The sequence below is a fragment of the Phormidium pseudopriestleyi FRX01 genome (genome assembly GCF_017313335.1).
In the GTDB taxonomy this organism is placed as follows: Bacteria; Cyanobacteriota; Cyanobacteriia; order Cyanobacteriales; family Laspinemataceae; genus Laspinema; species Laspinema pseudopriestleyi.
This window is the reverse complement of the sequence record NZ_JAFLQW010000309.1, coordinates 1-21280: the sequence shown is the minus strand read 5'-3', so window position 1 is coordinate 21280 and position 21280 is coordinate 1. Positions and strand designations below refer to the sequence as shown.

At 48.3% G+C, this 21280-nt stretch carries 20 protein-coding genes and 1 tRNA gene; 8 read left to right on the top strand and 13 right to left on the bottom strand.

Annotated elements, in window-relative coordinates; genetic code table 11:
* Positions 1 to 210: 210 nt before the first annotated feature.
* Complete coding sequence (tftA, locus tag J0895_RS11590) at positions 211 to 1584, bottom strand: hormogonium tapered terminus morphoprotein TftA (protein ID WP_207088247.1); 1374 nt, start codon at positions 1582 to 1584, stop codon at positions 211 to 213.
* Positions 1585 to 2167: 583 nt separating this feature from the next.
* On the opposite strand from tftA, the gene J0895_RS11585 reads away from it, so the two are divergent.
* Both J0895_RS11585 and J0895_RS11580 read left to right on the top strand, forming a co-directional pair.
* Complete coding sequence (locus tag J0895_RS11585; protein WP_207088246.1) at positions 2168 to 4324, top strand: GAF domain-containing sensor histidine kinase; 2157 nt, start codon at positions 2168 to 2170, stop codon at positions 4322 to 4324.
* A 408-nt stretch (positions 4325 to 4732) separates the two neighbouring features.
* Positions 4733 to 6406, top strand: coding sequence for an ABC1 kinase family protein (locus tag J0895_RS11580; protein WP_207088245.1), 1674 nt, complete (start codon positions 4733 to 4735; stop codon positions 6404 to 6406).
* A gap of 129 nt (positions 6407 to 6535) precedes the next feature.
* Here J0895_RS11580 and J0895_RS11575 read toward each other — a convergent pair.
* The 9 genes from J0895_RS11575 to J0895_RS11535 form a co-directional block, all read right to left on the bottom strand.
* Positions 6536 to 6608, bottom strand: a tRNA-Glu gene (locus tag J0895_RS11575).
* 266 nt (positions 6609 to 6874) lie between these two features.
* The gene (locus J0895_RS11570) at positions 6875 to 7918 is read right to left on the bottom strand and encodes a M42 family metallopeptidase (RefSeq protein ID WP_207088244.1); all 1044 of its coding nucleotides are present in this window, start codon (positions 7916 to 7918) and stop codon (positions 6875 to 6877) included.
* 74 nt (positions 7919 to 7992) lie between these two features.
* Positions 7993 to 8574, bottom strand: coding sequence for an ElyC/SanA/YdcF family protein (locus J0895_RS11565; RefSeq protein ID WP_207088243.1), 582 nt, complete (start codon positions 8572 to 8574; stop codon positions 7993 to 7995).
* 125 nt (positions 8575 to 8699) lie between these two features.
* Positions 8700 to 10055 (bottom strand): S-layer homology domain-containing protein, encoded by a 1356-nt coding sequence (locus J0895_RS11560; protein WP_242541223.1) that lies wholly within the window; start codon positions 10053 to 10055, stop codon positions 8700 to 8702.
* Between the two features lie 317 nt (positions 10056 to 10372).
* Entirely contained in the window at positions 10373 to 11239 is an 867-nt protein-coding gene (locus tag J0895_RS11555; protein WP_207088241.1) for a glycosyltransferase family 25 protein, read from the bottom strand.
* Between the two features lie 140 nt (positions 11240 to 11379).
* A complete protein-coding gene (locus J0895_RS11550; RefSeq protein ID WP_207088240.1) occupies positions 11380 to 12468 on the bottom strand; it encodes a tetratricopeptide repeat protein in 1089 nt (362 codons plus the stop codon).
* The gene (gene bioF, locus J0895_RS11545; protein ID WP_207088239.1) at positions 12468 to 13646 is read right to left on the bottom strand and encodes an 8-amino-7-oxononanoate synthase; all 1179 of its coding nucleotides are present in this window, start codon (positions 13644 to 13646) and stop codon (positions 12468 to 12470) included. The genes J0895_RS11550 and bioF overlap by 1 nt, the downstream gene beginning before the upstream one ends.
* A 314-nt stretch (positions 13647 to 13960) precedes the next feature.
* A complete protein-coding gene (locus J0895_RS11540) occupies positions 13961 to 14182 on the bottom strand; it encodes a hypothetical protein (protein ID WP_207088238.1) in 222 nt (73 codons plus the stop codon).
* Positions 14183 to 14310: 128 nt separating this feature from the next.
* Positions 14311 to 14553, bottom strand: a complete 243-nt coding sequence (locus tag J0895_RS11535; RefSeq protein WP_207088237.1) for a PIN domain-containing protein — start codon at positions 14551 to 14553, stop codon at positions 14311 to 14313.
* A gap of 142 nt (positions 14554 to 14695) precedes the next feature.
* Here J0895_RS11535 and J0895_RS11530 point away from each other — a divergent pair, with 142 nt between their 5' ends.
* Entirely contained in the window at positions 14696 to 15049 is a 354-nt protein-coding gene (locus J0895_RS11530; protein ID WP_207088236.1) for a DUF433 domain-containing protein, read from the top strand.
* Here the strand turns inward: J0895_RS11530 and J0895_RS11525 are convergent.
* The 3 genes from J0895_RS11525 to J0895_RS26375 all read right to left on the bottom strand — a co-directional run bounded on the left by J0895_RS11525 (position 15040) and on the right by J0895_RS26375 (position 15924).
* A complete protein-coding gene (locus tag J0895_RS11525; RefSeq protein ID WP_207088235.1) occupies positions 15040 to 15225 on the bottom strand; it encodes a hypothetical protein in 186 nt (61 codons plus the stop codon). The two genes, J0895_RS11530 and J0895_RS11525, sit on opposite strands and share 10 nt — an antisense overlap.
* A 79-nt stretch (positions 15226 to 15304) precedes the next feature.
* The gene (locus J0895_RS11520; RefSeq protein WP_242541222.1) at positions 15305 to 15670 is read right to left on the bottom strand and encodes a DUF1622 domain-containing protein; all 366 of its coding nucleotides are present in this window, start codon (positions 15668 to 15670) and stop codon (positions 15305 to 15307) included.
* 131 nt (positions 15671 to 15801) lie between these two features.
* Positions 15802 to 15924, bottom strand: a complete 123-nt coding sequence (locus J0895_RS26375; RefSeq protein ID WP_277989824.1) for a hypothetical protein — start codon at positions 15922 to 15924, stop codon at positions 15802 to 15804.
* Between the two features lie 284 nt (positions 15925 to 16208).
* Here J0895_RS26375 and J0895_RS11515 point away from each other — a divergent pair, with 284 nt between their 5' ends.
* The 5 genes from J0895_RS11515 to J0895_RS11495 all read left to right on the top strand — a co-directional run.
* Positions 16209 to 16478, top strand: coding sequence for a peptidoglycan-binding domain-containing protein (locus tag J0895_RS11515; protein WP_207088233.1), 270 nt, complete (start codon positions 16209 to 16211; stop codon positions 16476 to 16478).
* Positions 16479 to 16806: 328 nt separating this feature from the next.
* Positions 16807 to 18093, top strand: a complete 1287-nt coding sequence (locus tag J0895_RS11510; protein WP_242541221.1) for an ABC transporter substrate-binding protein — start codon at positions 16807 to 16809, stop codon at positions 18091 to 18093.
* A 101-nt stretch (positions 18094 to 18194) separates the two neighbouring features.
* On the top strand, positions 18195 to 19103 hold the full coding sequence (locus J0895_RS11505) for a carbohydrate ABC transporter permease (protein WP_207088231.1): 909 nt from the start codon (positions 18195 to 18197) through the stop codon (positions 19101 to 19103).
* A gap of 70 nt (positions 19104 to 19173) precedes the next feature.
* Positions 19174 to 20097 (top strand): carbohydrate ABC transporter permease, encoded by a 924-nt coding sequence (locus J0895_RS11500; RefSeq protein WP_207088230.1) that lies wholly within the window; start codon positions 19174 to 19176, stop codon positions 20095 to 20097.
* Between the two features lie 111 nt (positions 20098 to 20208).
* Positions 20209 to 21280 (top strand): ABC transporter ATP-binding protein (locus J0895_RS11495; protein ID WP_207088229.1); only part of this gene is annotated, 1072 nt, incomplete at its 3' end.

Sequence of the window (21280 nt, the reverse complement as noted above, 5' to 3'; positions counted from 1 at the left end):
GTTGCCGGTTTTTCACCGAATTTGGGTAGCGCATCATTGTCCAGAAAACTTGCCTTTGCCCAATGATATTCTATAAGGGTAGAGTTTTGCGGAAAAATGCGATAGGCGGTTAAAACCGCTCGCGTGGGCTTTCCACATAGCTTCTTTAGAGCGCGAGGCTACCAGCCCTACCGTGTTTCTCTTGTGTAAAGTTGAGGGCTTGGAGTTGGCTTACAACAAACCCGAAGATTCATACAGCCGTCGCAATAGGGCCAAAATTTTCTGACCATACTGGAGATCGGCGGCCCAGCGACCACTGAGTTGTTCCAGTAAAGGGGCGATGCCACGGGCCACAAAGCGAAAGCGTGGATCAACCTGTTCCATGACCAGGGGTTCAATACTGGCGTAAGCTTTCAAATGTTGGATATGGGCGCGCACCCCAATCCGAGCACTGGGGAAAGAAGCGGCAGTATTCCCTCCACCCACGGAGCCCAAACCCGCAAAATTGTTTTGGGTGGGTTGGAGTTCCCCATTAAAGCGCAGAAAGTTGGTTTCCAAACACATTTGACAGAAGGCGATATCGTAATTGATGCCTTCGATCGCCGCTTCTTCCCGGTACAGTTTGGGAAGGTCCGGGAACTGGACGATCGCCTGGGGATTGTTGCCTTTTAGAAAAACAATCATTTGCACTTCTGAGGTGTTACCATGTCCGACAATGCGATCAAGATACCCCGGACAAATTTGTAAAATCGATCGCAACAGCACCGTGCGCGTCCCCCCATCCCACCCCACCGAGATATCATGTTCCCGCAACTCAATCGCCCGGACATATACAATATTTCGATAGGTTACCCTCCGAATCGCTGCATTGGTAGATAGGTTCACTTTAAAACTATCCACCACATCAATGGGGATATAAGCATTCCCATTAATAATCACCCCCTGTTCTCCATAAATCTGCCCATTAATATTGATATTAATCGGGGGATAACTCGGGGGCACAGGTGAGGAAGTCGCTGGAGGCACGGGGTCCGGCAGGGGGGTCCCTTCAGCCCAAGCAACTAAACCTTCAGCGATGCCGATCGCAAAGTCCCGGCGACGATTTTGGAGTAAAGACCGATCATCGGGATTGGTGAGAAAGCAAACCTCCATCAACAAAGAGGGGATAATCACCCAGCGATTGAACGGTAAATTGCCTAGGGTCGTTGCCGTATCCGGTTTAACCCCCCGATTGGGAAGTTGGGGAACTCGCCTCAGTAAACTCAGCAGCAGTTGTTCGGCATTTTGCTGGCGTTGGTCATTGTTGGCAATGTAGTAGACGCTGGCTCCACGGCCCGTCGGGTTAGCAAAGGCATTGGCATGGATTTCTAGGGCCACATCAGAAGCCCGAGCACGGGTATTAATCCAGGAGATAGACTGACTCATGCTCAGGTTATCGGGAACTGTTAAGACTTCTACCCCCGGACGCGATCGCAACTCCCCCACAATTAAATCCCGCAGGAGAATCATTTCCTGCGCTTCCGTGGTTCCTCCGGCGATCGCCCCTGGATCGAGTGCGCCATTCTCATAACCCCCGTGACCGGCTGAAATAAAAATTCTGCCCATATTTCTAATTTAATCCTGTGCACCTGTTTCCATCTATCTTCATCAACTCCAGTAACCAATCGGTGATGCTAGCACTATCAAAACGATTTAATATTGGTTTTTTCGGGAGTGGGGTTCCTCCCAAGGCGATCGCCTACCCTCTGCCGCCGTATTTGTTGGCACCGTAGCATCAAGCTCAAATGATCAATTGCAGCGAAATCACGGATGCCATTGGAGTTCTCCAGGGTGTAATCTGGATCAAAAGGACTCAGCCCCACTGGGGTGTCGTAGAAAACATCCAGATCAGTTTGGGATCAGCAGAGTCGGTCTATCATTGATGAATAAAATGGCAGCTCGGTTTGCAGATAAAGCGAGGAACAGTTGAGAGAAGCAAGATGCAGTGGATCAAGTGCATGAACGATCCCGAAGACCGGATCTCAATGCACCCTTCCCGGCCCAAGGGCCCGGGAAAATTACTGCCCCTAACCGACTCAACCTGTGCCTGTTGAATCTCGTTACGAGGAAAAGTATCGCAAACATGGCTGAGTCTTTTACTATACACCTGAGTTCACCCGTTCTGAGGCCCGAATCCCCGGCTCGATTCATGCAAGAGTTCCACCGCGCTGATTTAGGGAGACAAATTGCCCAAATCCTCGTGACGCAAACCGAGACCGGGAGTGTGTTGCGCGGCATCCTGGAGTGGGTGGGTTCTTTATTCCCCGCCGATTGTTGTCTGATGGTGGTTCGAGACCCCCAAACCCAGAGCCTACAAACCCAGATATGGCAGCCTGCCAGTCCAAACCACCCGTTCTTGCCCGAGGAATTGGCAACTCTGCAAGGAGTAAATTGGTTAGAAATCCTAGACGGTGCAAACCTTGTGGCGATCGCTGACCCCCAGAGGGCTTGGCAAGAGGTCTTAGGGGTGGACGCAGGAGCGGGAGTGTCCGTAGGCAGAGTCTTGGCCATCACCACCCGATTTCAGGGTGAGATTAACGGAGCCATTATTGTTATGCGTGGATGTTTTCGAGTCGCTTTGGAGGAAAGAAAGAGGGCCTCAGCGGGGATGGCCCGGTTGGAAAATTTGGAGCAATCCCAGGGTTCCTATTGGAGCTCTATGGAAATGATGAACCTAACGGCCCTGTCAGAACAAGTGGCGATCGCCTTCAATCAGGTCCTCCAGACTCAGACAGTCGGGCCCTTAGAACAACAGGTTCGCCAGAAAGAAAAATATCAAACCCTGATCCACGAGCTCACGATCGCAATCCATCGAGGGGCCGATATTGAACGAATACTTCAGATGGCAATCCATAGTCTGGCTGAAACATTGCAAGTTGATCGCGGTCGCATCCTGCTCTTAAAATATGCCGACCCCCTGTTTAAACCCCGTTTCCCGCAGAGTAACCGCATCGCCGCTTCCCGAGACGGTGATTCCGAACAGCCCCTGGATTCGGCAGCTTCCCGTCTTCCCAAAGCCAAAGTAACCATTGTCTCCGACAGTATCCCCCACCCCCATCAGGATTTGAAGTCGTTGACCCACCTTAAAGAGGGTCAGTCCTCCGCTGCCACGGGCGATCGCTCATTTTGGTTGTCGGAATGTTACTGGTGTCAGCAAGCCTTTTTAGCTGCCCCCAACTCCTTGGCGATCGGCGATCGCCGTTCCCTCCTCTCCCTCAATCCTGATATCGGCACCTCCCCAATCTTCTCTCCAGAAACAATGCCCGCTCTGCTCACCTTTCCCTTGGTCGGGATTACCAGTGCCGGATCCGGCCCAGGCAAGGTTTTGGGCTTTCTCGTCCTCGAACACAGTGCACCCCGTCAATGGCAAGTCGAGGAACTCCGTCTCGTCGAATTAGTAGCCGCTCAACTGAGCACCGCTATCCTCCACAGCCAAACCATGCAGCAAGTTCAGGCATTGGTTGAAGAACGCACGGCTCAATTACAGCGCTCTTTGGACGTTCAAGCCAAACTCTACGAAAAAACCCGTCAGCAAATTGACCAACTGCGCCAATTAAACCATCTCAAGGATGAATTTCTAGCTACCCTCTCCCACGAACTCAATACCCCCCTCACCAGCATGAAAGTCGCCATCCAGATGTTGCGGCAGCCGGGAATTACCCCCGATCGCCAAACCCGCTATCTGGATATCCTAGAGTCGGAATGGCGCAGAGAAAGCAATTTAGTTCGCGATTTGCTCAAACTTCAGGAGTATGAGTCGAATCAAGCTACCATTCATGTTCAAAACCTTGACCTGAAACTCGTCCTTAATGACATCGCCAACTCGTTTCAGGATAAATTTGAGGAAAAGGGATTAAATCTCAGCTTGGAATTGCCCAAACGCGCCCCCAAAGGGATTGGCAAGAAAATTTTTAAACTCAACACCGACGCCGAAAGTTTTGAACGGATCCTGCACGAACTGCTCACCAATGCTGGGAAATATTCCGACCCCGGGACCACCGTGTATTTACGCGCCTCTCACCACATTGATTTACAACAAAACCAAGTGATCGTGACGTTAACCAATACAGGTGCAGGAATCTCTCCCGAGGACCTCCCCCATGTTTTTGAAAAGTTTCGTCGGGGTCAAGGGGTCACCCAACAGGCGATCGGCGGCACCGGCTTAGGATTGGCCCTGGTTAAATGTTTGGTTCAACACCTCAATGGTTCGATTACCGTCTCCAGTCAACCCATCAAAAACTCCACCGCTTGGGAAACCTGCTTTACCCTGACCTTACCTCAATTGGCGGACAGTTCCCTCGCTTAGTCCCGAGGGAAGAAACCTCTCCCCAAACCCCTCCCCTCCGAGGGGAGGGGCTTTGAAACCCTCTCTCTCTCCGCCCCTCTCCTCTTAAAAGAGGTAGGTATCCCCATAAATCTCTTGACTAGGAGGGGATGGACGGCTCCCCCTGACCTCCTAGGAGGTCAGGGGGTTGGGGGGTTAGGTATCCCCATAAATCTCTTGACTAGGAGGGGATGGACGGCTCCCCCTGACCTCCTAGGTCAGGGGTTGGGGGGTTAGGTCTCCCCTGAATGACACTCCCCCTTGCCCTGTTTCATGTTTTAATGAAAGACAGTAGGGTGGGCGATCGCCATCCGATCGCCTAGATCGTACAATTTTGAGGTAAAAAACTTGTCGCTTGTTCGGGGTGAATTCACATCGCTTGACCGAAAAATGGTGGTAAAGACGGCTCCGAAACCACTCCGGTGGCAACGCTCTAACTATTCTTTGCTAGGGCGTCAACTTGATATTTTTAGCTCTGCTGCCCAGTTGATGTTCTACCTGTGGTGGGATGATAAGGTTGCTCGCAATGCCTCCCATCACCGCTATCGTCGCGCGGAATGGTTAGTAGGAACCCTCCTTGATTTAGGCCCGACTTTTATTAAAATCGGTCAGGCACTCTCCACCCGGGCCGATATTCTCCCCAAAGAATACGTTAAAGCATTGGCCACCTTGCAGGATCAAGTCCCGGAATTTAGTTCCGTTGAGGCGATCGCCGTCATTGAATCCGAACTCGGCAACTCTGTTTACTCCCTCTTTCGCGATTTTGATGAATTCCCCATCGCCGCAGCAAGTCTGGGCCAAGTCCACAAAGCACGTCTCCATACCGGAGAAGATGTGGTCATCAAGGTCCAGCGTCCCGGGTTAGAAAAATTATTTCAACTCGATTTTCAAGCATTGCAAGACTTGGTGAAAATTTGCAATCGCTTTTTCCCCTGGACTCGCAAATACGAGTTACAAGAAATCTATCAGGAATTCGTTAATTTCCTCTCCCAAGAAATCGATTACGTTCAAGAAGGCAAAAATGCCGATCGCTTTCGAGAAAATTTTCGAGATTATACCAACATCCTGGTCCCTAAAATCTATTGGCGCTACACGAGTGGCAAGGTGTTGGGAATGGAATATTTACCTGGCATCAAAATTAACGATCTCCAAACGTTAGAATCCTGTGGCATTGATGTCAAGCAAATCAACGTCCTCGGAATTTGCTGTTATCTCAAACAACTCCTAGAAGATGGCTTCTTTCAAGCCGACCCCCATCCGGGAAATATGGCGGTCAATCGCGAAGGCAGTCTCATTTTTTACGATTTTGGCATGATGGCCGAACTCAAGTCTCTGGCCAAAGACCGGATGATTCGGACCTTCTTTGCTGTCTTAAAAAAAGACACCGAAGCGGTTCTCAATAGCTTAATTGAAATGGGGTTAATCGTCCCGGTTCCGGATATGAAACCCGTGCGCCGGATGATTACCTTTCTATTAGAAAATTTCACGGAAAAGCCTTTAGAAATTAAGGCATTACGGGAACTGCGAAGCGAGTTGTATGCGATGTTTCAGCAGCAACCGTTTCGCTTACCGGCACAAATGACGTTTATTCTCAAATCCCTCACCACCCTAGATGGCATCGCCCGCACGTTAGACCCACAATACAATCCCGTTGCCTGTGCTAAACCGTTTATTCGCAGGGTCACAATGGCCCGAGGTAAAACCAGTCTAATCAGTGGACTGACTCAACAGGCGCGAGACTTTGTCAAATATCGATTGCAACAACCCCGACAAGGGGAAATTATCCGTCGGATGGAACAACGGATTGAACGGGGTGAGTTGGAATTTCGCGTCCGGTCCTTGGAAAGCGATCGCCTCCTCAAACGCATTAATCTAGCCATTAAAAGTTTGATTTATGTTTGCGTGAGTGGCTTTTTTCTGGTGGCGGGTACAGTCCTTTTGATAGGGACCTATCCAGGCGGGGCGATCGCCTTTTTTACCCTCTCGGGTTTCACATTTCTGATTTTCCTGAACTCTCTACTCAAACTCTCGGTTCAGGAAAAGTTTGACAATCTCTCGGAATAATCCCTGTGATTGATGGCGGCGGATTTTCACCCGGGGTTGAATCGGTGTACTTAACCCGATCGCATTAAAAAAGACACCTCATTCAACATGAGATGTCTTTTTTATGAATCCTACCGCACTGCGGTATAATACCCCCAGGGGAATTCGAATCCCCGTCGCCTCCGTGAAAGGGAGGTGTCCTAGGCCTCTAGACGATGGGGGCAGGTAGTTCGTGCTTTGTTGAGGTCGTCTGTGCGTTTTTGTCGCTGTGCCCTCAGCACCTTTTATATATTAACTAGGTTGCCTAGTATTGTCAACCCTTTTTTCAAAAAAAATTAGAGATTTTAGACGAATTGCTGGAAAGTCTTGCATAGCAAGGATTTGAGCGCTTATTTTGTATTTATATTTAGCCCCGAGTCGGCCCTCACGGGGGCTAAATCACCGGATTTGACCCGATGAATCGCCAATCCCTGGGCATCCTAATCGGGGTTATTCCTGGAGGCAGTACCGTTGGAGAATCCGAATGCAGTTGGCGATCGCCCCGAGATGAGCAATTTCATAGCCGTGGGTATTCTGGGTGGGAAAGCCTAAACAGGCAGCCCGGGCGACATGGCCGAATTTCATGGCAATGGAGGCATCACTGCCAAATCCGCTAATGGTTGCCAGTTGCAGGGCGATCGCCTCTTGTTCTGCCGCCTGCCGAATCTCCCGATTCAACCCTTCATCGTAAATCCCATACCCATCCTGAGACAGCAACACGGGCACCTCTCCCTCGGCGATCGGATATTCCGGGGCCACGGGACAAATTTCTAAAGCAATTAAAGCATCCAACCGTTGGCGGTTGGTAAAATACAAGGCCCCCACTGCCCCAACCTCTTCCTTTGCCGATGCCACCCAATAAATATCTCCCGGGGGATTTTTCACGGTTTCGGCTAAAGCTAACAGAATCGCCACCGATGCTTTATTGTCCAGGGTGTAACTGGCGATATAATCCCCCAAACGCCAGGGTTTTTTGCGATGTTTGCCCACCACCATGCGAGTACCGGGACGCACCCCTGCCTCTGCTAATACCTCGGGAGTGGATTTAGTTTCTACCCAGGCATCTTCCCAATTCACGGGTTTATCTTTCTGAAATGCCTGTTGGGGAGATTCGTGGGAGATGTGACGGGACCCAAAGCTGAGGATGCCACTGACAACCAGGCGATCGCCTAAAAAATCCACCACCCCCTCCCCATAAATCCAAGGGAACGAACCGCCCAATTTACGGACTTGGACTCTTCCCGTGGGTTCGATGGTTTTGACGATCGCCCCAATTTCATCTTTATGTCCGGTAATCGCCAGGGACTTCCCCCCTGGGCGTCCCGGAGTTTTGGCAATCACATTTCCTGCGGCATCCTGCCATACCTCCACCCCAATCTCCTGAAATCGATTTAATAACCAGCGATCGATTTCCCCCTCATCCCCACTGGGCGAATGATGCAACACTAAGGTTTCAATCGTCTCAAATAAGCGATCGGACTCTAACACTGTCATGGTTATTTACCTGGGATTTCCCCTACTATTTTCCTACAGTTCCAGCTAACTCTTGAAGTCGGTTTCCCGAAGATTTAGGGCAAGTTGGGATTGAGATCCGCCCCAGAATACCGAGTAAAGATCCACAGAATTGAACGCAAGCTGTCGCGAAAAACTCGCCCCGGGGACTCAAGGGGAATCCCCTGAGAAGGTACGGCAATCGGGGTGATGATCATCCCGCGACTGCCAAAAACGAACAAGGCGATCGCCCAGGAACGGCGAATATGATAATCCGACGTGATTAAATACACATACCGCAGACCCCGGGATACCAACTCCTCACGCATATCTGTAAAATTCGTCACGGTATCCGTAGATCTCGTTTCAAAATAGAGTTGCGATTCTGGGACTCCCGCGTTCTGGAAAATCTGACGATAGCCCGGATTTTCCACCCCCACTCCCGACAGCCAGATATCCAAATGGGGCTGCTGCTGCCAAAACTGGGCAGCCCAGGTCATCCGGTGGGGATGTCCTCCTAGAACTACAATCGCTTGGGGAACTGGGACGAACAGACGGGCGATCGCAATTTGTAGGGGAATCCATCCCACCAAAATCACCAGGACCGTAGTGAGGAATAACCTCCAAAATTTTTGACCGACTGATAAACGCTGGCTCACTTTTATCCTAAACCGTTACAAGGTATCTATCTCAGGGAGAGGGTGACTATCGTGACTATCCACCCTCAATTTCATCCGTTTAGGCATTTCCTAGAGAGTACCCCAAATGCCTTCCGATACCGCCTTTACGGTGCCACGGGACTGGAATTTTTCAGGGCATCGGGAACCGTTAGTCCATCCCCTTGTACCCCAAAAAACCACAAGGCGGCAGCCGCTTCAGCCCGTGTCACCTCTTTTTTCGGTTGAAATAAGGTAGTATAACCAAAAGCACGGCGAATATTCGACCGTTCCCCATTTTGATAATCGGCAGACACCGCCCGCAAAGCATTTGGGTCAATTTTACCCGCATCTTGGAACCCCCAGCTTTCCTTAATCGCATCCACAGATGCGCTGGGTAAATTGCTGCGGATATCTAACGGCACTTTCCACAACATCAATTGTTCTCGGGTGAGAATGGCATCGGGGCGAAATGTGGTGGCGCTACTCTCTCCACTCAATGCGCTGGGAATAATCCCCGCTTCGGCTAATCCTTGAATCACTTGGAAATCGGGATGATTAGAGTTCACGTCGGAAAAGGCTGGGTTAGCGGTGGTAGGTGTCAATCGGACTTGTTTTCCCGTTTGGTTGGCATAGATTTTATTATTCACCTCCAACAACCATCGTGCAAATTGCTTGCGAGTAATTCCTTGGTTGAGATCCACGGTAGATTCTGTAGTATTAGCGCTGGTATTCCCCGAGGGTTGGGCGATCGCAATCCCCATTTTTTCTAAGTCGCGCAAATAGGGTCGCAACTGTTCGGGGACCTGTTCTATTGCAGTGGGGGTGGCGGATGTCGCCGGGGGTTCCGAGGTGGGTTGAGATACCGGGGTTGCCGCTTCGATAGCGATCGCATTGGGGGGTTGAACTCCGGGGGTTTCTCCAGTGGTTTGCGCCGGATTGGACCGAATGTAACTAATCAGAAATTCTCCCTTTTCCGGAGGATTTTCCGCCCTGCCAATTTCCGGTGTGACGTCAATATTCACCAGCAAATCCAGTCCATAACGGGCGATTAAATTCGGCTGGGGTCCGGCTTGATTGGCTTGGGGTACAATTTCCCAATTCGGCTGATTAAACTGTTGTTCATAAAAGTTCAGCACTTGTTCGGCAGTATCTGAAGTTTGCCAGAGGGTGACAACTCCCGCATCCGCGTCTGTGGATTCGGGAGTCTCATTCGAGGCGATCGTCCGGATAAATTCTGCATTGGGATAGGGGGAAATGGTTTCCAGGAAATCCTCGGGAAGTTCAGAGGATCCCTGCACTCCCTCCAAGGCGGGACCCGGAGGCGGTGGAGGTGCCACTGGAGTTTTCCCATTCTCTTCCAGCAGCGGATCCGCAGCAAAGGTCCGTTCTAAGGTTTCGCTATTCGGACTATTGGCACAGGCACTCAATCCGATCACCAGGGCGATCGCCGTCAGGGATACCGATACAGGTTTTAACAACATCACGATTCAATAGCAGAAAAAATATACGCTATTTTTACCCTAACCTAGTTTCCCAAAATTTAAGGGGGGCGACTGCGACGGGTTCAGGGGGGAGAATCCCCCGGTTTTCTGACAGTTGCTCTAGTCCAGGGCTACAGTAAAGGTTATAAACCCGGTTTCTGTACAAAATTTTGGCCTCCTTCGTCACAAATCTGGGATGCCGGTACAGTATTTAATCAGCAATTGTAGGGTGGGCAATGCCCACCGTAATTCAGGTGGGCAATGCCCACCCTACAATTGCTGAACTCTCTCGACGCGGTTGCTCTAACACATTCCTCTCACAGTCTCGGGGTGAGGTGTCGGCGAATGGCAAAACTCAGGAGTCTACCTGGAACATTCGACTTTTTCAGCACCGGCAACCGAATATATCGTCCCGTTACTAAACGCCCGATGCCTTTAAGACGGGCCTTGAGTCGGACTCCCAAAAACTTCAAACTCCCGCCGTAATCTTCAGAGGCATACATCGGTAAAAAGGCCAGTTTTCCATAAAGAATGTCTGCGCGATGGCTGGAACTGAGTTGATTTTGACCATGTTCGGGATTGGGAGGTCCTCCATGTTCTCCATAGTTGCGAAACGGAACGTAATTCTTAAATTTGTGTTGGCGCAGAAACGTATCAATTCCTGAATCCCAAGAGAAGTATTTCTTCGGCCCAATTTCATCGGTGATTCGATCCGCCAATTTCATCAAATACTCAGCGCTATGATTGGTGATGATATAAGCCACCATTGAGGTAGAAAATCCCTCCGCATAGCCTTCTTGAGAAACGCTATAAATTTGGGAAGCACAGGTATAAAGCCACGCAATTCCCAGATCCGTGCGATCGCCCGGAAAAGATAACGGCAGTTGTCCGAATCCTTCCACCGGCACAAAATCTGCTTCGACAATTAATGTGGGTTGGGGTCCACTCAAGGCTTTTTCCCAAGCTGAACGATGGTTGAGCAGACAGCGATAGTTGGGGGAAAAGTCCTGCATCGCTGGATTCTCTGCCTGTCGCACTACTTCCGGAGTTAACCCTTCCTCTCGCAAAGTCTTCTCCAGCAAATCCGTTGATTCTTTGTACGCAATAATCAAAACCTTGCCAATGCGATCACCCAGTCGATTGGGACTATGCTGCTGTTCCATCACCACATCGATTCCCTTCATTGCTTTTGCCCCTAAGTTAATCTTTATAGTTTACCTCGGAATCGAGATGATCCTCATCCTTGCCCAAGATTTTGGGGACATTTCGCCCAATTTTCCGCCCAATTCCTAATGGTTCTGCCCGTTTTTTGGGGGAGTTTCAATTACCGAATGAGATTTTCAATTGCCTCGATCGCATCTTGGTATTTTCGAGTCAATCCTTGTCGTTGATAGAGTTGCGCGGCTTGTTGAAAATCCGCCCGCGCTGATTGTGAGTCCCCCATCCGTTGATAAGTCAGCCCGCGATTATAATAGGCTTCTCCTAAGTTAGGATTAAACCGAATTGCTTGGGTATAGTCGGCGATCGCATCGGGAAATTGTTCCAATAGAGCATAAGCAACCCCGCGATTTAAGTAGGAATTTGTATCAGTCGGATTGAACTCGATCGCCTTCGTATAATCGGCGATCGCCCCACGATAATCTTCCAACCGACGTCGGGTAATTCCCCGATTATAATAGGCTTGAGCTAAATTCGGGTCCAGTTCCAAGGCTTTCTCGTAATCGGCGAGGGCGGCTTCTTGATCCTGGCGATCGTCATAAGCATTTCCCCGAAAAACATAGGCAAGAGCATCATTCGCATCGAGTTCAAGCACCCGATTAAAATCTTCGATACTTCCAGGATAATCCCCACTCCGGGCGCGACTTTGCCCTCGTCTTCTATAAAATGTGGGGTTATCCGGTGCTAGTTCTATCGCCCGGTTATAGTCTCGAATCCCTCGCTCAAACTCCCCCAGTTCCGTATGGGCCTCTGCCCTGAGCATATAAGCATCCGCATCCCTGGGATTCTCCTCAATCACCCGATTAAAATCAGCGATCGCCGCCTGATACTCTTGCAAGTATAAATAATCTAAAGCCCGCAACCCATAAACTTGACTATTTTCAGGCTGGATTTCCAGCACTTTGGTAAAATCTGCCACCGCACCCACATAGTCGTCACTCCGATGACGAGCAATTCCTCGTGCTGTATAAGCCTCCGTCAATGTCGGATCTAACTCGATCGCCCGAGTCAAATCCGCGATCGCCCCCGCATAGTCTTCCGCCTCCAATTTCTGCACCCCCTCCGTCAGGAAATCTTGAGGGCGAGTTTGGGCAACTGCCTCCGGTACAGCCAATATTGGCAACAGTCCAGGACCTCCCATCAAGGCGATCGTCAGTCCCAAAGCAGGAAAAGCAGCATTTAGAGTTCGGTTCATCAGAATTTTAATAGAGACTTCAACCCTTCAACAAGACGCTCACAGTGAGCCTTTTCGTGAGTTGCCATCACCGTCACCCGAATCCGGCTGGTTGGGACCGTCGGAGGACGGACAGCACCCACTAAAATACCGGCAGCTTTGAGTCCCTCTCCCACGGCTAAAACCGTTTGAGCATCAGGGACTTGCAAACACAGAATCGGGGACTCTGAGGGCAGTAACCTTGATGCCACCGAGGGTACACTCTCTGCCAGCAACTGTTTAAGGTACTTGACATTTTGCCACAATTTAGCCCGGATTTGCGGTTCCTGATTCACAATGGCGATCGCCCCTAACCCCGCTGCCGTATCTGCCGGGGAAAGTCCCGTCGTATAAATCCAAGTCCCCGCCCGATTTCGCAGAAAATCAATTAACTCAGCCGTTCCTGCCACATATCCCCCCAAACTCCCTAACGCCTTACTCAGCGTTCCCATTTGAATCAACTCCCGCCCCGTACAACCAAAATATTCCACCGCACCAGCACCCGTTTCTCCTAACACCCCAGTTCCATGCGCCTCATCCACTAACAGCATACAGCCATAAGTTTCAGCCAACTCTAATACTTCGGGGAGAGGACATAAATCCCCATCCATACTAAACACCGTATCCGTCAAAATCAAGCAGCGCCGATAAGCATTTCGATGAGAGTCTAACAGAAATTTCAACCCCTCCACATTCCCATGTTCGTACTCTAAAACCGTCGCCCCACTCAAAACGGCTCCATTTTTCAGACTCGCATGATTGTATTGGTCCGCAAGAATTAAATCCCGCTTCCCCACCAAAGCCGAAACCGCCCCCAAATTGGCTAAATAACCGGAACTAAAAACAATCGCATCCTCCGTTTGTTTCAGGGCTGCGATCGCCCGTTCCAACTCCCGATGAATCGGGCGATGTCCCGTAATCAACCGCGAACCCGTCGCCCCCGTACCATAGCGTTGAGTCGCTTCTATTGCAGCTAAAATCAGACGATTATCTCCCGCCAAACCCAGATAATCATTACTCGCAAAATTAATAAACTCTTGCCCATCTATCCGAACAACAGCACCGGGACGTCCCGTTATTTCTTGCACCGAACGATACCAATTTACCCGATGAATCGTCCCGAGAGATTCTCCTATCCAACCATAAGGATTTATTGACATTGTTAATAAAATTTAAAGGACAATACACCCGGCAAAAAACCCGCCCCACTCGTTCCTAGGCTCTGCCTAGGAATGCCCAATTGGAGGCTCTGCCTCCTCCAAAAAACCCCACACCCTCCTCGTTCCTAGGCTCTGCCTAGGAATGCCCAATTGGAGGCTCTGCCTCCTGTCTAATTCATCCAAATTAACTATAGTCTAGTGTCGTTTGTGATAGTGTCATTTGTGATAAAAAAAGCGAGCAAGATGCTCGCACTCCCAAGACTTTCAAATTTAGCTCCATTCTCAAATTCCTGCAAGGGTCGCGCTCAAACCCATTAACTTTCATCCGGCGGAGATTGCTGTTCCTCCTTCCCCGCCTTCCCCCGTTCCGGATAAACTCTATCCACTAACCCCATTTCAAACGCCACATCCGGCAATTGTCCCACCGGATAAAGTCCAGGATACAACACACCCGTGCTAGTGAAACAAGGCTGCTTCAGTTCAACAATCTCAGTAGCTGCAAAAATATCCCGTGACATTCGCCGTTCAATTCCCATCAACTTTCTCCTTAATTTATAAAAAAAATAAACCATTTATGCCAGTTAGATTGAATACCAATCTAACACTTAAAATCGTTCAGATTCCTGTTCGTAATCAATAGCGAGTATCGTTATGTCAGAGCAACTTACTCACCCGCCGTCGCCAGCACCTCCCGATAAAGCTTTGGACTAATCCGTTTCCCACCGGCAATCAGGGCATCTAACAGTTCTTTTAAAGGTACTTGAGAGGCGGCTGGATGTCTCCCTGTGGTTAATTCATCATACACCTTTTGCGGAATAATGATTTGCCCAAACAAATCAGGGAGTAAATTTAACCGCCCAATTTTCGCTAATTCACTGATGGGCGTGGTATTTGAAACAACTATCATTTCTTGAACTCCTCAAAACTCCGATTGAGTTCCTCAAACTCACGTTCCAACTCCTCCCGCGTCTGCATTGGAAAAGGAGAAATGTCATACAAAAAACTAAAAAAAGTGAATGCCGCCCTTAGTGAAGGAAGAGGAGATGATAATGCAACTAGAAGATTACTTCAACTTTTTAGCTCCGAATGATATTCGGCTGAAAGGCTCACGCATCGGAATTGAAACGATTTTATACGACTATATTTATCGCGATCGCACCCCTGAAGAAATCGCCAAAATTTACACATCCCTGACTTTAGAACAAGTTTATGCCACAATTTTGTATTATTTACACAATCAAGAATCTATCAGTCAATATATAGCCGATTGGCTGGAGTGGGGACATCAGCAACGACAAGCTCAAGCCCTGAACCTCCATCCCGCAGCAGCTAGACTCCAAAAACTCCGAGAACAACAAAAGGCAGAGAAAAAGGGTCATGAACCTCAAGTATCTCATGGATGAAAATGTCGATCCGGTTTATGCAAACTGCTCCTGGCTTCTCGAATTTCCCGCATCCAGTTTTGATATTTTAAGGCGATGTCTGTTGCCAGTTCGCTGGTTTTTCTTGCCTTTTGTTCAGCGATTTTTGTCATTTCCAAAAGTTCAAGCAGGGTTTTTTCATCAGGTAGCTCTTTCATCGTAGTCCCTCTAAGCGATTGAGAATTTGTTCAACCAACTGCCGATCGCCTCCTTAAATTGCTGCCATCAGCAATCCTTTTAGGCTTGAACAGGACTGTCTAATTGTGCGACTTCCGGGGTTGCTTTAGCGATCGCCTGAAGTAATAAATAATTCAGGACCGTTCTCACCGCAATAATCGCGACTAACCGGGCAATATCATCCCATTGACTAGAAATCATTGTCTTTAAAATCGTCGCCCCAATGAGGAAACTTAACCCTAAAGAGAACGAATATCCCATCACTAACCGGCTGCGCATAAAGGCTTCGGTTGTGTGAGGTTTAAAGAGAGCATCTTTGACAAAAATGATTAAAGCTCTTGTGACCCCTAAGCCAATGACTAAGATAGCTAAAAGTTGGCACAAACTGGTTAAAATAATATTTCCTGAAATAACTAAAGTTGTCATTCCTGTTTCAATTCCGTGCAAATTCATCGTTTTTTGTTAATAATTTTTGCTCATGGTTTACCCTAGCTCGATGTTCATCGGGAGAGGGATTTTCGCTGGCCTGACTCGTGATGAGAAAGGACGCCGTAACTCTAGTTTAATACAAAAGTGAAGCCGTCGCCCGTCGAACTCCAGGAAATCCGACGGGGCGATCGCGATCGGGTCGAGCATCCGAGGTCCGGTGGAAACCCCTGATTTGCCTGGGGTTCGGACATTCGGGCAGCTATTAGATGAAGAGGACAAGAAGCCCAGTTTCTGGCCCTAATTGGGTACGAATGAGTAAAAACTTTGGGTATAAACCCCGTTTGTCTTGCCCAGACTGTAGCGACGCCCGAGGATTTCATCCCCAAAATATATCCGGGGATAGTGGGAGACCAAGCAGAGACGAGGCTAAACTGGCTCTGAATCGATAGGAGTCCGAGTTCTGAACTGAATCATACCCAGAGGAGAACCTGTGTGAATTTTATCAAATCGTTAGAAAAAAGTTGGAGGCACAATCATGTTATCTCAATGCATATTAGAATGGGGAAGTCAAGGGGAAGACGTTAAAGAGATTCAACAGATTTTATTAAATATGGGATACGATTTGGGCGAAATGGGAGTTGATGGAAAGTTTGGTCCCAAGACCGAAGCAGCCGTGAAAAATTTTCAAGGGGATATCAATTTGCAATATCCTGAAGCGACCGTAATTATCGATGGGCAAGTTTCTCCCCAAACTTGGTTTTTCTTGAAAAAAGCCAATCCTAAGTTTGAGACTACTTCACCCTAAGTCTAGGTAAAAACCCGTTAAACTGGCATTTCATCAGGATAAAAAAGGTCTGAAATCTGAAGGTAATACCCAGGCAGTTGGCGATCGCCTCCTGTCAAACTCACCATATCCGCTCTTACTCCCTCTGAATTGAATCCACAAGAATCTCACTCACACTAATGTAATCCGAACACTACCTTAACAAAAATTAAGACTTGAATGAACTTTGGTTAAGAAACTTAAAATTATTTGTTTTTTTCTTCCATAAACCAACACAAAGCTCCAATTTGTCGTAAAAATAGAGAGAACACGGGAACCAATTATGTTTGGGAATCAGAATCAACCCGCCATGAAATTTAAACGTTTATATCGAATGCTGGCTTTTACTGTCTTCCTCCTGAGCATCATTGTGGGATGTGTCAGGAATGCCAGGGACCCCGGTACCCTGGAAGTTTGGGCGCACGCCGGTCAAGATTCAGAACGAATCACCCTGCAAGAACAAGTCAATCGGTTTAATACTGCTCACGATGAGGTCACCGTTCAGCTCACTTTTTTACCGGAAGGTTCCTATAATGCCCAAGTCCAAGCGGCAGCAATCTCACGAGATTTGCCTGATGTGCTAGAATTTGATGGGCCATTTATCTATAATTATGTCTGGCAGCAAAACCTCAGACCCATTGACGACTTGATTTCTTCAGAAGTCCGCATGGATTTGCTGCCGTCGATTCTCATCCAGGGAACCTATAACGATCGCCTCTATTCCGTGGGAACATTTGATTCGGGACTGGGAATTTACGGACGCCGCAGTCTGCTAGAATCTGCCGGAATTCGCATTCCACAAGGGAACGCCGATGCTTGGACTGCCGAGGAATTTAATCGTGCATTAGCCACCTTAGCCGAAAATGACCCGGACGGGCAAGTGCTCGACCTCAAGCTAAACTATTCCGGAGAGTGGTTTACTTATGCCTTTATGCCGCTGTTATATTCCGCAGGCGGGGCAACTATTGATCGCACAGACTACCAAACTGCTTCCGGGGTCATGGATAGTCCCGAATCCGTTGCCGCAATGGAACAGGTGCAGTCTTGGATGCAAAATGGCTACGTTGATCCCAATGTGGATGACGCCGCCTTTACCACGGGACGGGTGGCGCTTTCTTGGGCGGGACATTGGGTCTATCCCAGTTATGCAGAGGCTTTTGGGGATGATTTAGTCGTGTTACCGCTGCCGAATTTAGGCAATGGATCGAAAACCGCCCAGGGTTCTTGGAATTGGGGAATAACACAAAGAAGTCAAAACCCCCAAGCGGCAATGGCATTTTTAGAGTTTCTATTACAGCCGAATGAAGTGTTAGCGATGTCTAATGCGAATGGGGCCGTACCCGCCACCCAAAGTGCGATCGCACAATCTCCATTATACCGCGAAGGCGGGCCGTTGCGTCTGTTTTCTTCACAATTGTTGAATAATAAAACCGTGCCCCGTCCTCAAACTCCCGGTTATCCGGTGATTACTTCTGCCTTTCAAGAAGCTTTTAATAACATTCGCAATGGACTCGAAGTGCAAGAAGCTTTAGAACGGGCCGCAACCGAGATTGACCTAGACATTCGAGATAATGAAGGGTATCCTAACGTGAGTTAGCACTCCCAGAACATCCCCAAATATCCGCGAACTCTTTCCTAGCGGTGACCGGGTATTTGAGTCAATTCAGTGATTTTCAAGATGAATTTGAATCTAAACTTATGACCAATCAAACAACTCTAACTGCTCAAAATGACAGGCGCAGCGCCCTAGGGATGGCCGCCCCTGCATTGATTGGATTATTCCTCTTTGTGGCTTTGCCTTTTACCTTAGCGGCGATTTTGTCTTTTACGAATTTACGTCTCGGTTCGCCGTTACCCACGCGGTTTATTGGGTTAGAACAATATGCGCGAATTTTTAGCGAACCGTCTTTTCGTCGGGCGTTACTCAACAATGCCCTTTTTGCAATTATAGTCGTACCATTGCAAACGGCGATCGCCCTCGGTTTGGCCCTCTTACTCAACCGTCCCCTGCGCGGCATGGCTATCTTTCGGACTTTGTTTTTTATGCCGGTGGTTTTTCCAATGGCGTTGGTTTCCGTGATATGGATTTTGATTTATGCCCCAGGTGCCAATGGCATGATGAATTCTTTTCTCGACTTAATCACCTTTGGATTATGGGAACCGCGAGATTTTCTGCGTGACCCCTATCTAGCACTCCCGGCAATTATGCTGCTATCTATGTGGCAGGGGGTGGGATTTCAAATGGTGATTCTCTTAGCCGGTTTACAGTCAGTTCCCAGTGATTTATACGAAGCTGCTGCGATTGATGGCAGCAATAAATGGAACCAGTTTCTTCACATCACGTTACCCCAACTGAGAAATACCTTGATTTTTGTGATGTTGGTGACTTCGATTCTGTCGTTTCGCCTGTACGACCAAATCGAAATTATGACCAATGGAGGCCCGCTGGATGCCACCACGACGGTGATGTATGAAGCAGTTAGCGCAGCCTATGAACAACAAAAAATGGCAAAAGGGGCGGCAATGACTGTGGTCTTTTTCCTGGTTGTACTCGGGATTACTATAATCCAAAGAACGTTGATTAAAGAAGAACGGACGATTGATTAAATCCATCCTCAGCTAGAATTTTAGCTAGAATTTTCTGCTCATTTTCAAGGTTGTTAGTGCTAAAAAATTCATGAAACAAATTTCCGGAATTCCCAAAGAAGACCCAAATCTCGGTGCGCGAGTTGCTAATCCACCCGATGCCAAATTGGTAGCCCAGCGCCAAAACCAGCAACGGTTTGGTATCATCATTAGCTACCTGGTTTTGACGATTTTGGCGCTGTTATTTATTGCGCCCATTTTATTTATGATAGTTGGAAGTTTCAAGCCTGATAATCTAATTTTGGTAGAGGCGGGGTCGTTGAAAGCCTTTATCCCCGATCGCCCCTCTTTGCAAAACTATCAGGATGTGTTTAATCGGGTCAATTTTACCCAATTTTTCTGGAACTCGATTTTTATTACCGGGGCGATTGTGCTGTTGGGTTTAGTCGTAAATTCAATGGCCGCTTATGCTTTTGCCCGATTGCAGTGGCGTGGACGAGACATAATTTTTCCCGTAATTATTGCCCTGATGATTATCCCCTTTGAAGCTATTGCGGTTCCCTTGTTCTTTCAAATCACCTGGTTAGGATTACGCAATACTTACACAGCCCAAATCATTCCCTTTATTGCAAATGCTTTTTCCATCTATTTATTCTACACCTTTTTTATCGTTTTGCCCAAAGAATTGGAAGAAGCGGCTAGGGTAGATGGGGCGGGTCCCGTGAGGACATTTTTTGAAATTATTGTGCCGGTTTCTAAACCCGTTTTTGCATCAGTCGCAATTCTCACTTTTTTAACCCAATGGGGTTCTTTCCTGTGGCCGACGATGATTGCAGTTGGAGAAAGAGTCCGTCCCTTACCCGTGGCGATCGCCCAATTTCAAACCTTACCTCCAATCCAATGGGGAGATATTATGGCCTTTGGGGTGATGATGGTTGCACCGATGTTAGGGATTTTCTTAATCTTCCAAAAATGGTTTGTTCAAGGGGTTGCTTCCTCGGGTATCAAGGGTTAGGAATTAGCCCTCACCCCAAAACCCTCTCTCAAAACGGGAGAGGGGCTTTAAGGACTGATATAGCAGGGTTTTTTCCAGTATTGTTGTCTAAACTATCCAAAAATTAAAACAATGGCAAAAGTAGAATTTGACCACATTTACAAAGTTTATGCAAATGGCTTCACGGCCATGAAAGACCTCTGTTTAACCATTGAAGATGGCGAATTTATGGTTTTTGTTGGACCTTCGGGTTGTGGCAAATCGACCGCCCTGCGGATGTTAGCGGGGTTGGAAGATATTAGTGCGGGGAAATTAATCATCGGCAACGCTGTAGTGAATAATAAAAGCCCGCAAGACCGAAATATTGCGATGGTTTTCCAGAATTATGCACTGTATCCGCACATGACAGTCCGGCAAAATATGGAATTTCCCCTGCGAATGATGAAGGTGGCGAAAGGGGAACGACAACAGCGGGTAGCGGAGGCGGCTGAAAAGTTGGGTTTGACCCATTTGTTGGATAATAAACCCAAACAAATGTCCGGGGGACAACGACAACGGGTGGCAATGGGACGGGCAATTGTGCGAGACCCGGCGGTGTTTTTAATGGATGAACCGCTGTCTAATTTGGATGCTAAAATGCGGGTGCAAATTCGCACAGAAATTGCAGATTTGCAGCGCAAGATGGGAACGACAACGGTGTATGTGACGCACGATCAAGTGGAGGCGATGACAATGGGCGATCGCGTGGCAGTCATGCGATCGGGAGAACTCCAGCAAGTGGCACCGCCTCAAGAGTTATACGATCGCCCAATCAATGTATTTGTCGCGGGATTTATGGGGTCTCCAGCAATGAATATCTTTCATAGTGAGTTACGCAAAACCGAAAGTGGTCAGTTTGCCATTACTTACGGAACCCAACACCTGGCGATCGCCCCTGAAACCTGCGATCGCTACCATGAAATTGAGCGCTATATCAATAAACCAATTTTTGCCGGATTACGTCCCGAAGCCTTTTTATTAGCGGATAGCAATACTCCAGAACATGATAAAATTGAGGTGGAAGTCACCACCCTCGAATCCCTCGGACATGAAACCATTGTATATTTCAATTCTCCCATTGCCAAAATTGAAATCCAAGATAAAGATGACATTTCCAAAGTGCTAGAAAAGCAAGAAGGAGAGAGTCAATCCATTGCGATCGCCC

Excerpts from the sequence above, each read along its gene's own strand:
- J0895_RS11515 (WP_207088233.1), top strand. The coding sequence starts at position 16,209 with ATGTTATCTCAATGCATATTAGAATGGGGAAGTCAAGGGGAAGACGTT.
- J0895_RS11535 (WP_207088237.1), bottom strand. The coding sequence starts at position 14,553 with ATGATAGTTGTTTCAAATACCACGCCCATCAGTGAATTAGCGAAAATT.
- J0895_RS11560 (WP_242541223.1), bottom strand. The coding sequence starts at position 10,055 with ATGTTGTTAAAACCTGTATCGGTATCCCTGACGGCGATCGCCCTGGTG.
- J0895_RS11555 (WP_207088241.1), bottom strand. The coding sequence starts at position 11,239 with ATGAAGGGAATCGATGTGGTGATGGAACAGCAGCATAGTCCCAATCGA.
- J0895_RS11505 (WP_207088231.1), top strand. The coding sequence starts at position 18,195 with ATGACCAATCAAACAACTCTAACTGCTCAAAATGACAGGCGCAGCGCC.
- J0895_RS11525 (WP_207088235.1), bottom strand. The coding sequence starts at position 15,225 with ATGAAAGAGCTACCTGATGAAAAAACCCTGCTTGAACTTTTGGAAATG.
- J0895_RS11570 (WP_207088244.1), bottom strand. The coding sequence starts at position 7,918 with ATGACAGTGTTAGAGTCCGATCGCTTATTTGAGACGATTGAAACCTTA.
- bioF (WP_207088239.1), bottom strand. The coding sequence starts at position 13,646 with ATGTCAATAAATCCTTATGGTTGGATAGGAGAATCTCTCGGGACGATT.
- J0895_RS11530 (WP_207088236.1), top strand. The coding sequence starts at position 14,696 with ATGCAACTAGAAGATTACTTCAACTTTTTAGCTCCGAATGATATTCGG.
- J0895_RS11500 (WP_207088230.1), top strand. The coding sequence starts at position 19,174 with ATGAAACAAATTTCCGGAATTCCCAAAGAAGACCCAAATCTCGGTGCG.
- J0895_RS11585 (WP_207088246.1), top strand. The coding sequence starts at position 2,168 with ATGCAAGAGTTCCACCGCGCTGATTTAGGGAGACAAATTGCCCAAATC.
- J0895_RS11520 (WP_242541222.1), bottom strand. The coding sequence starts at position 15,670 with ATGACAACTTTAGTTATTTCAGGAAATATTATTTTAACCAGTTTGTGC.
- J0895_RS11540 (WP_207088238.1), bottom strand. The coding sequence starts at position 14,182 with ATGGGAATTGAACGGCGAATGTCACGGGATATTTTTGCAGCTACTGAG.
- J0895_RS11510 (WP_242541221.1), top strand. The coding sequence starts at position 16,807 with ATGAAATTTAAACGTTTATATCGAATGCTGGCTTTTACTGTCTTCCTC.
- J0895_RS11550 (WP_207088240.1), bottom strand. The coding sequence starts at position 12,468 with ATGAACCGAACTCTAAATGCTGCTTTTCCTGCTTTGGGACTGACGATC.
- J0895_RS11580 (WP_207088245.1), top strand. The coding sequence starts at position 4,733 with ATGGTGGTAAAGACGGCTCCGAAACCACTCCGGTGGCAACGCTCTAAC.
- tftA (WP_207088247.1), bottom strand. The coding sequence starts at position 1,584 with ATGGGCAGAATTTTTATTTCAGCCGGTCACGGGGGTTATGAGAATGGC.
- J0895_RS26375 (WP_277989824.1), bottom strand. The coding sequence starts at position 15,924 with ATGTCCGAACCCCAGGCAAATCAGGGGTTTCCACCGGACCTCGGATGC.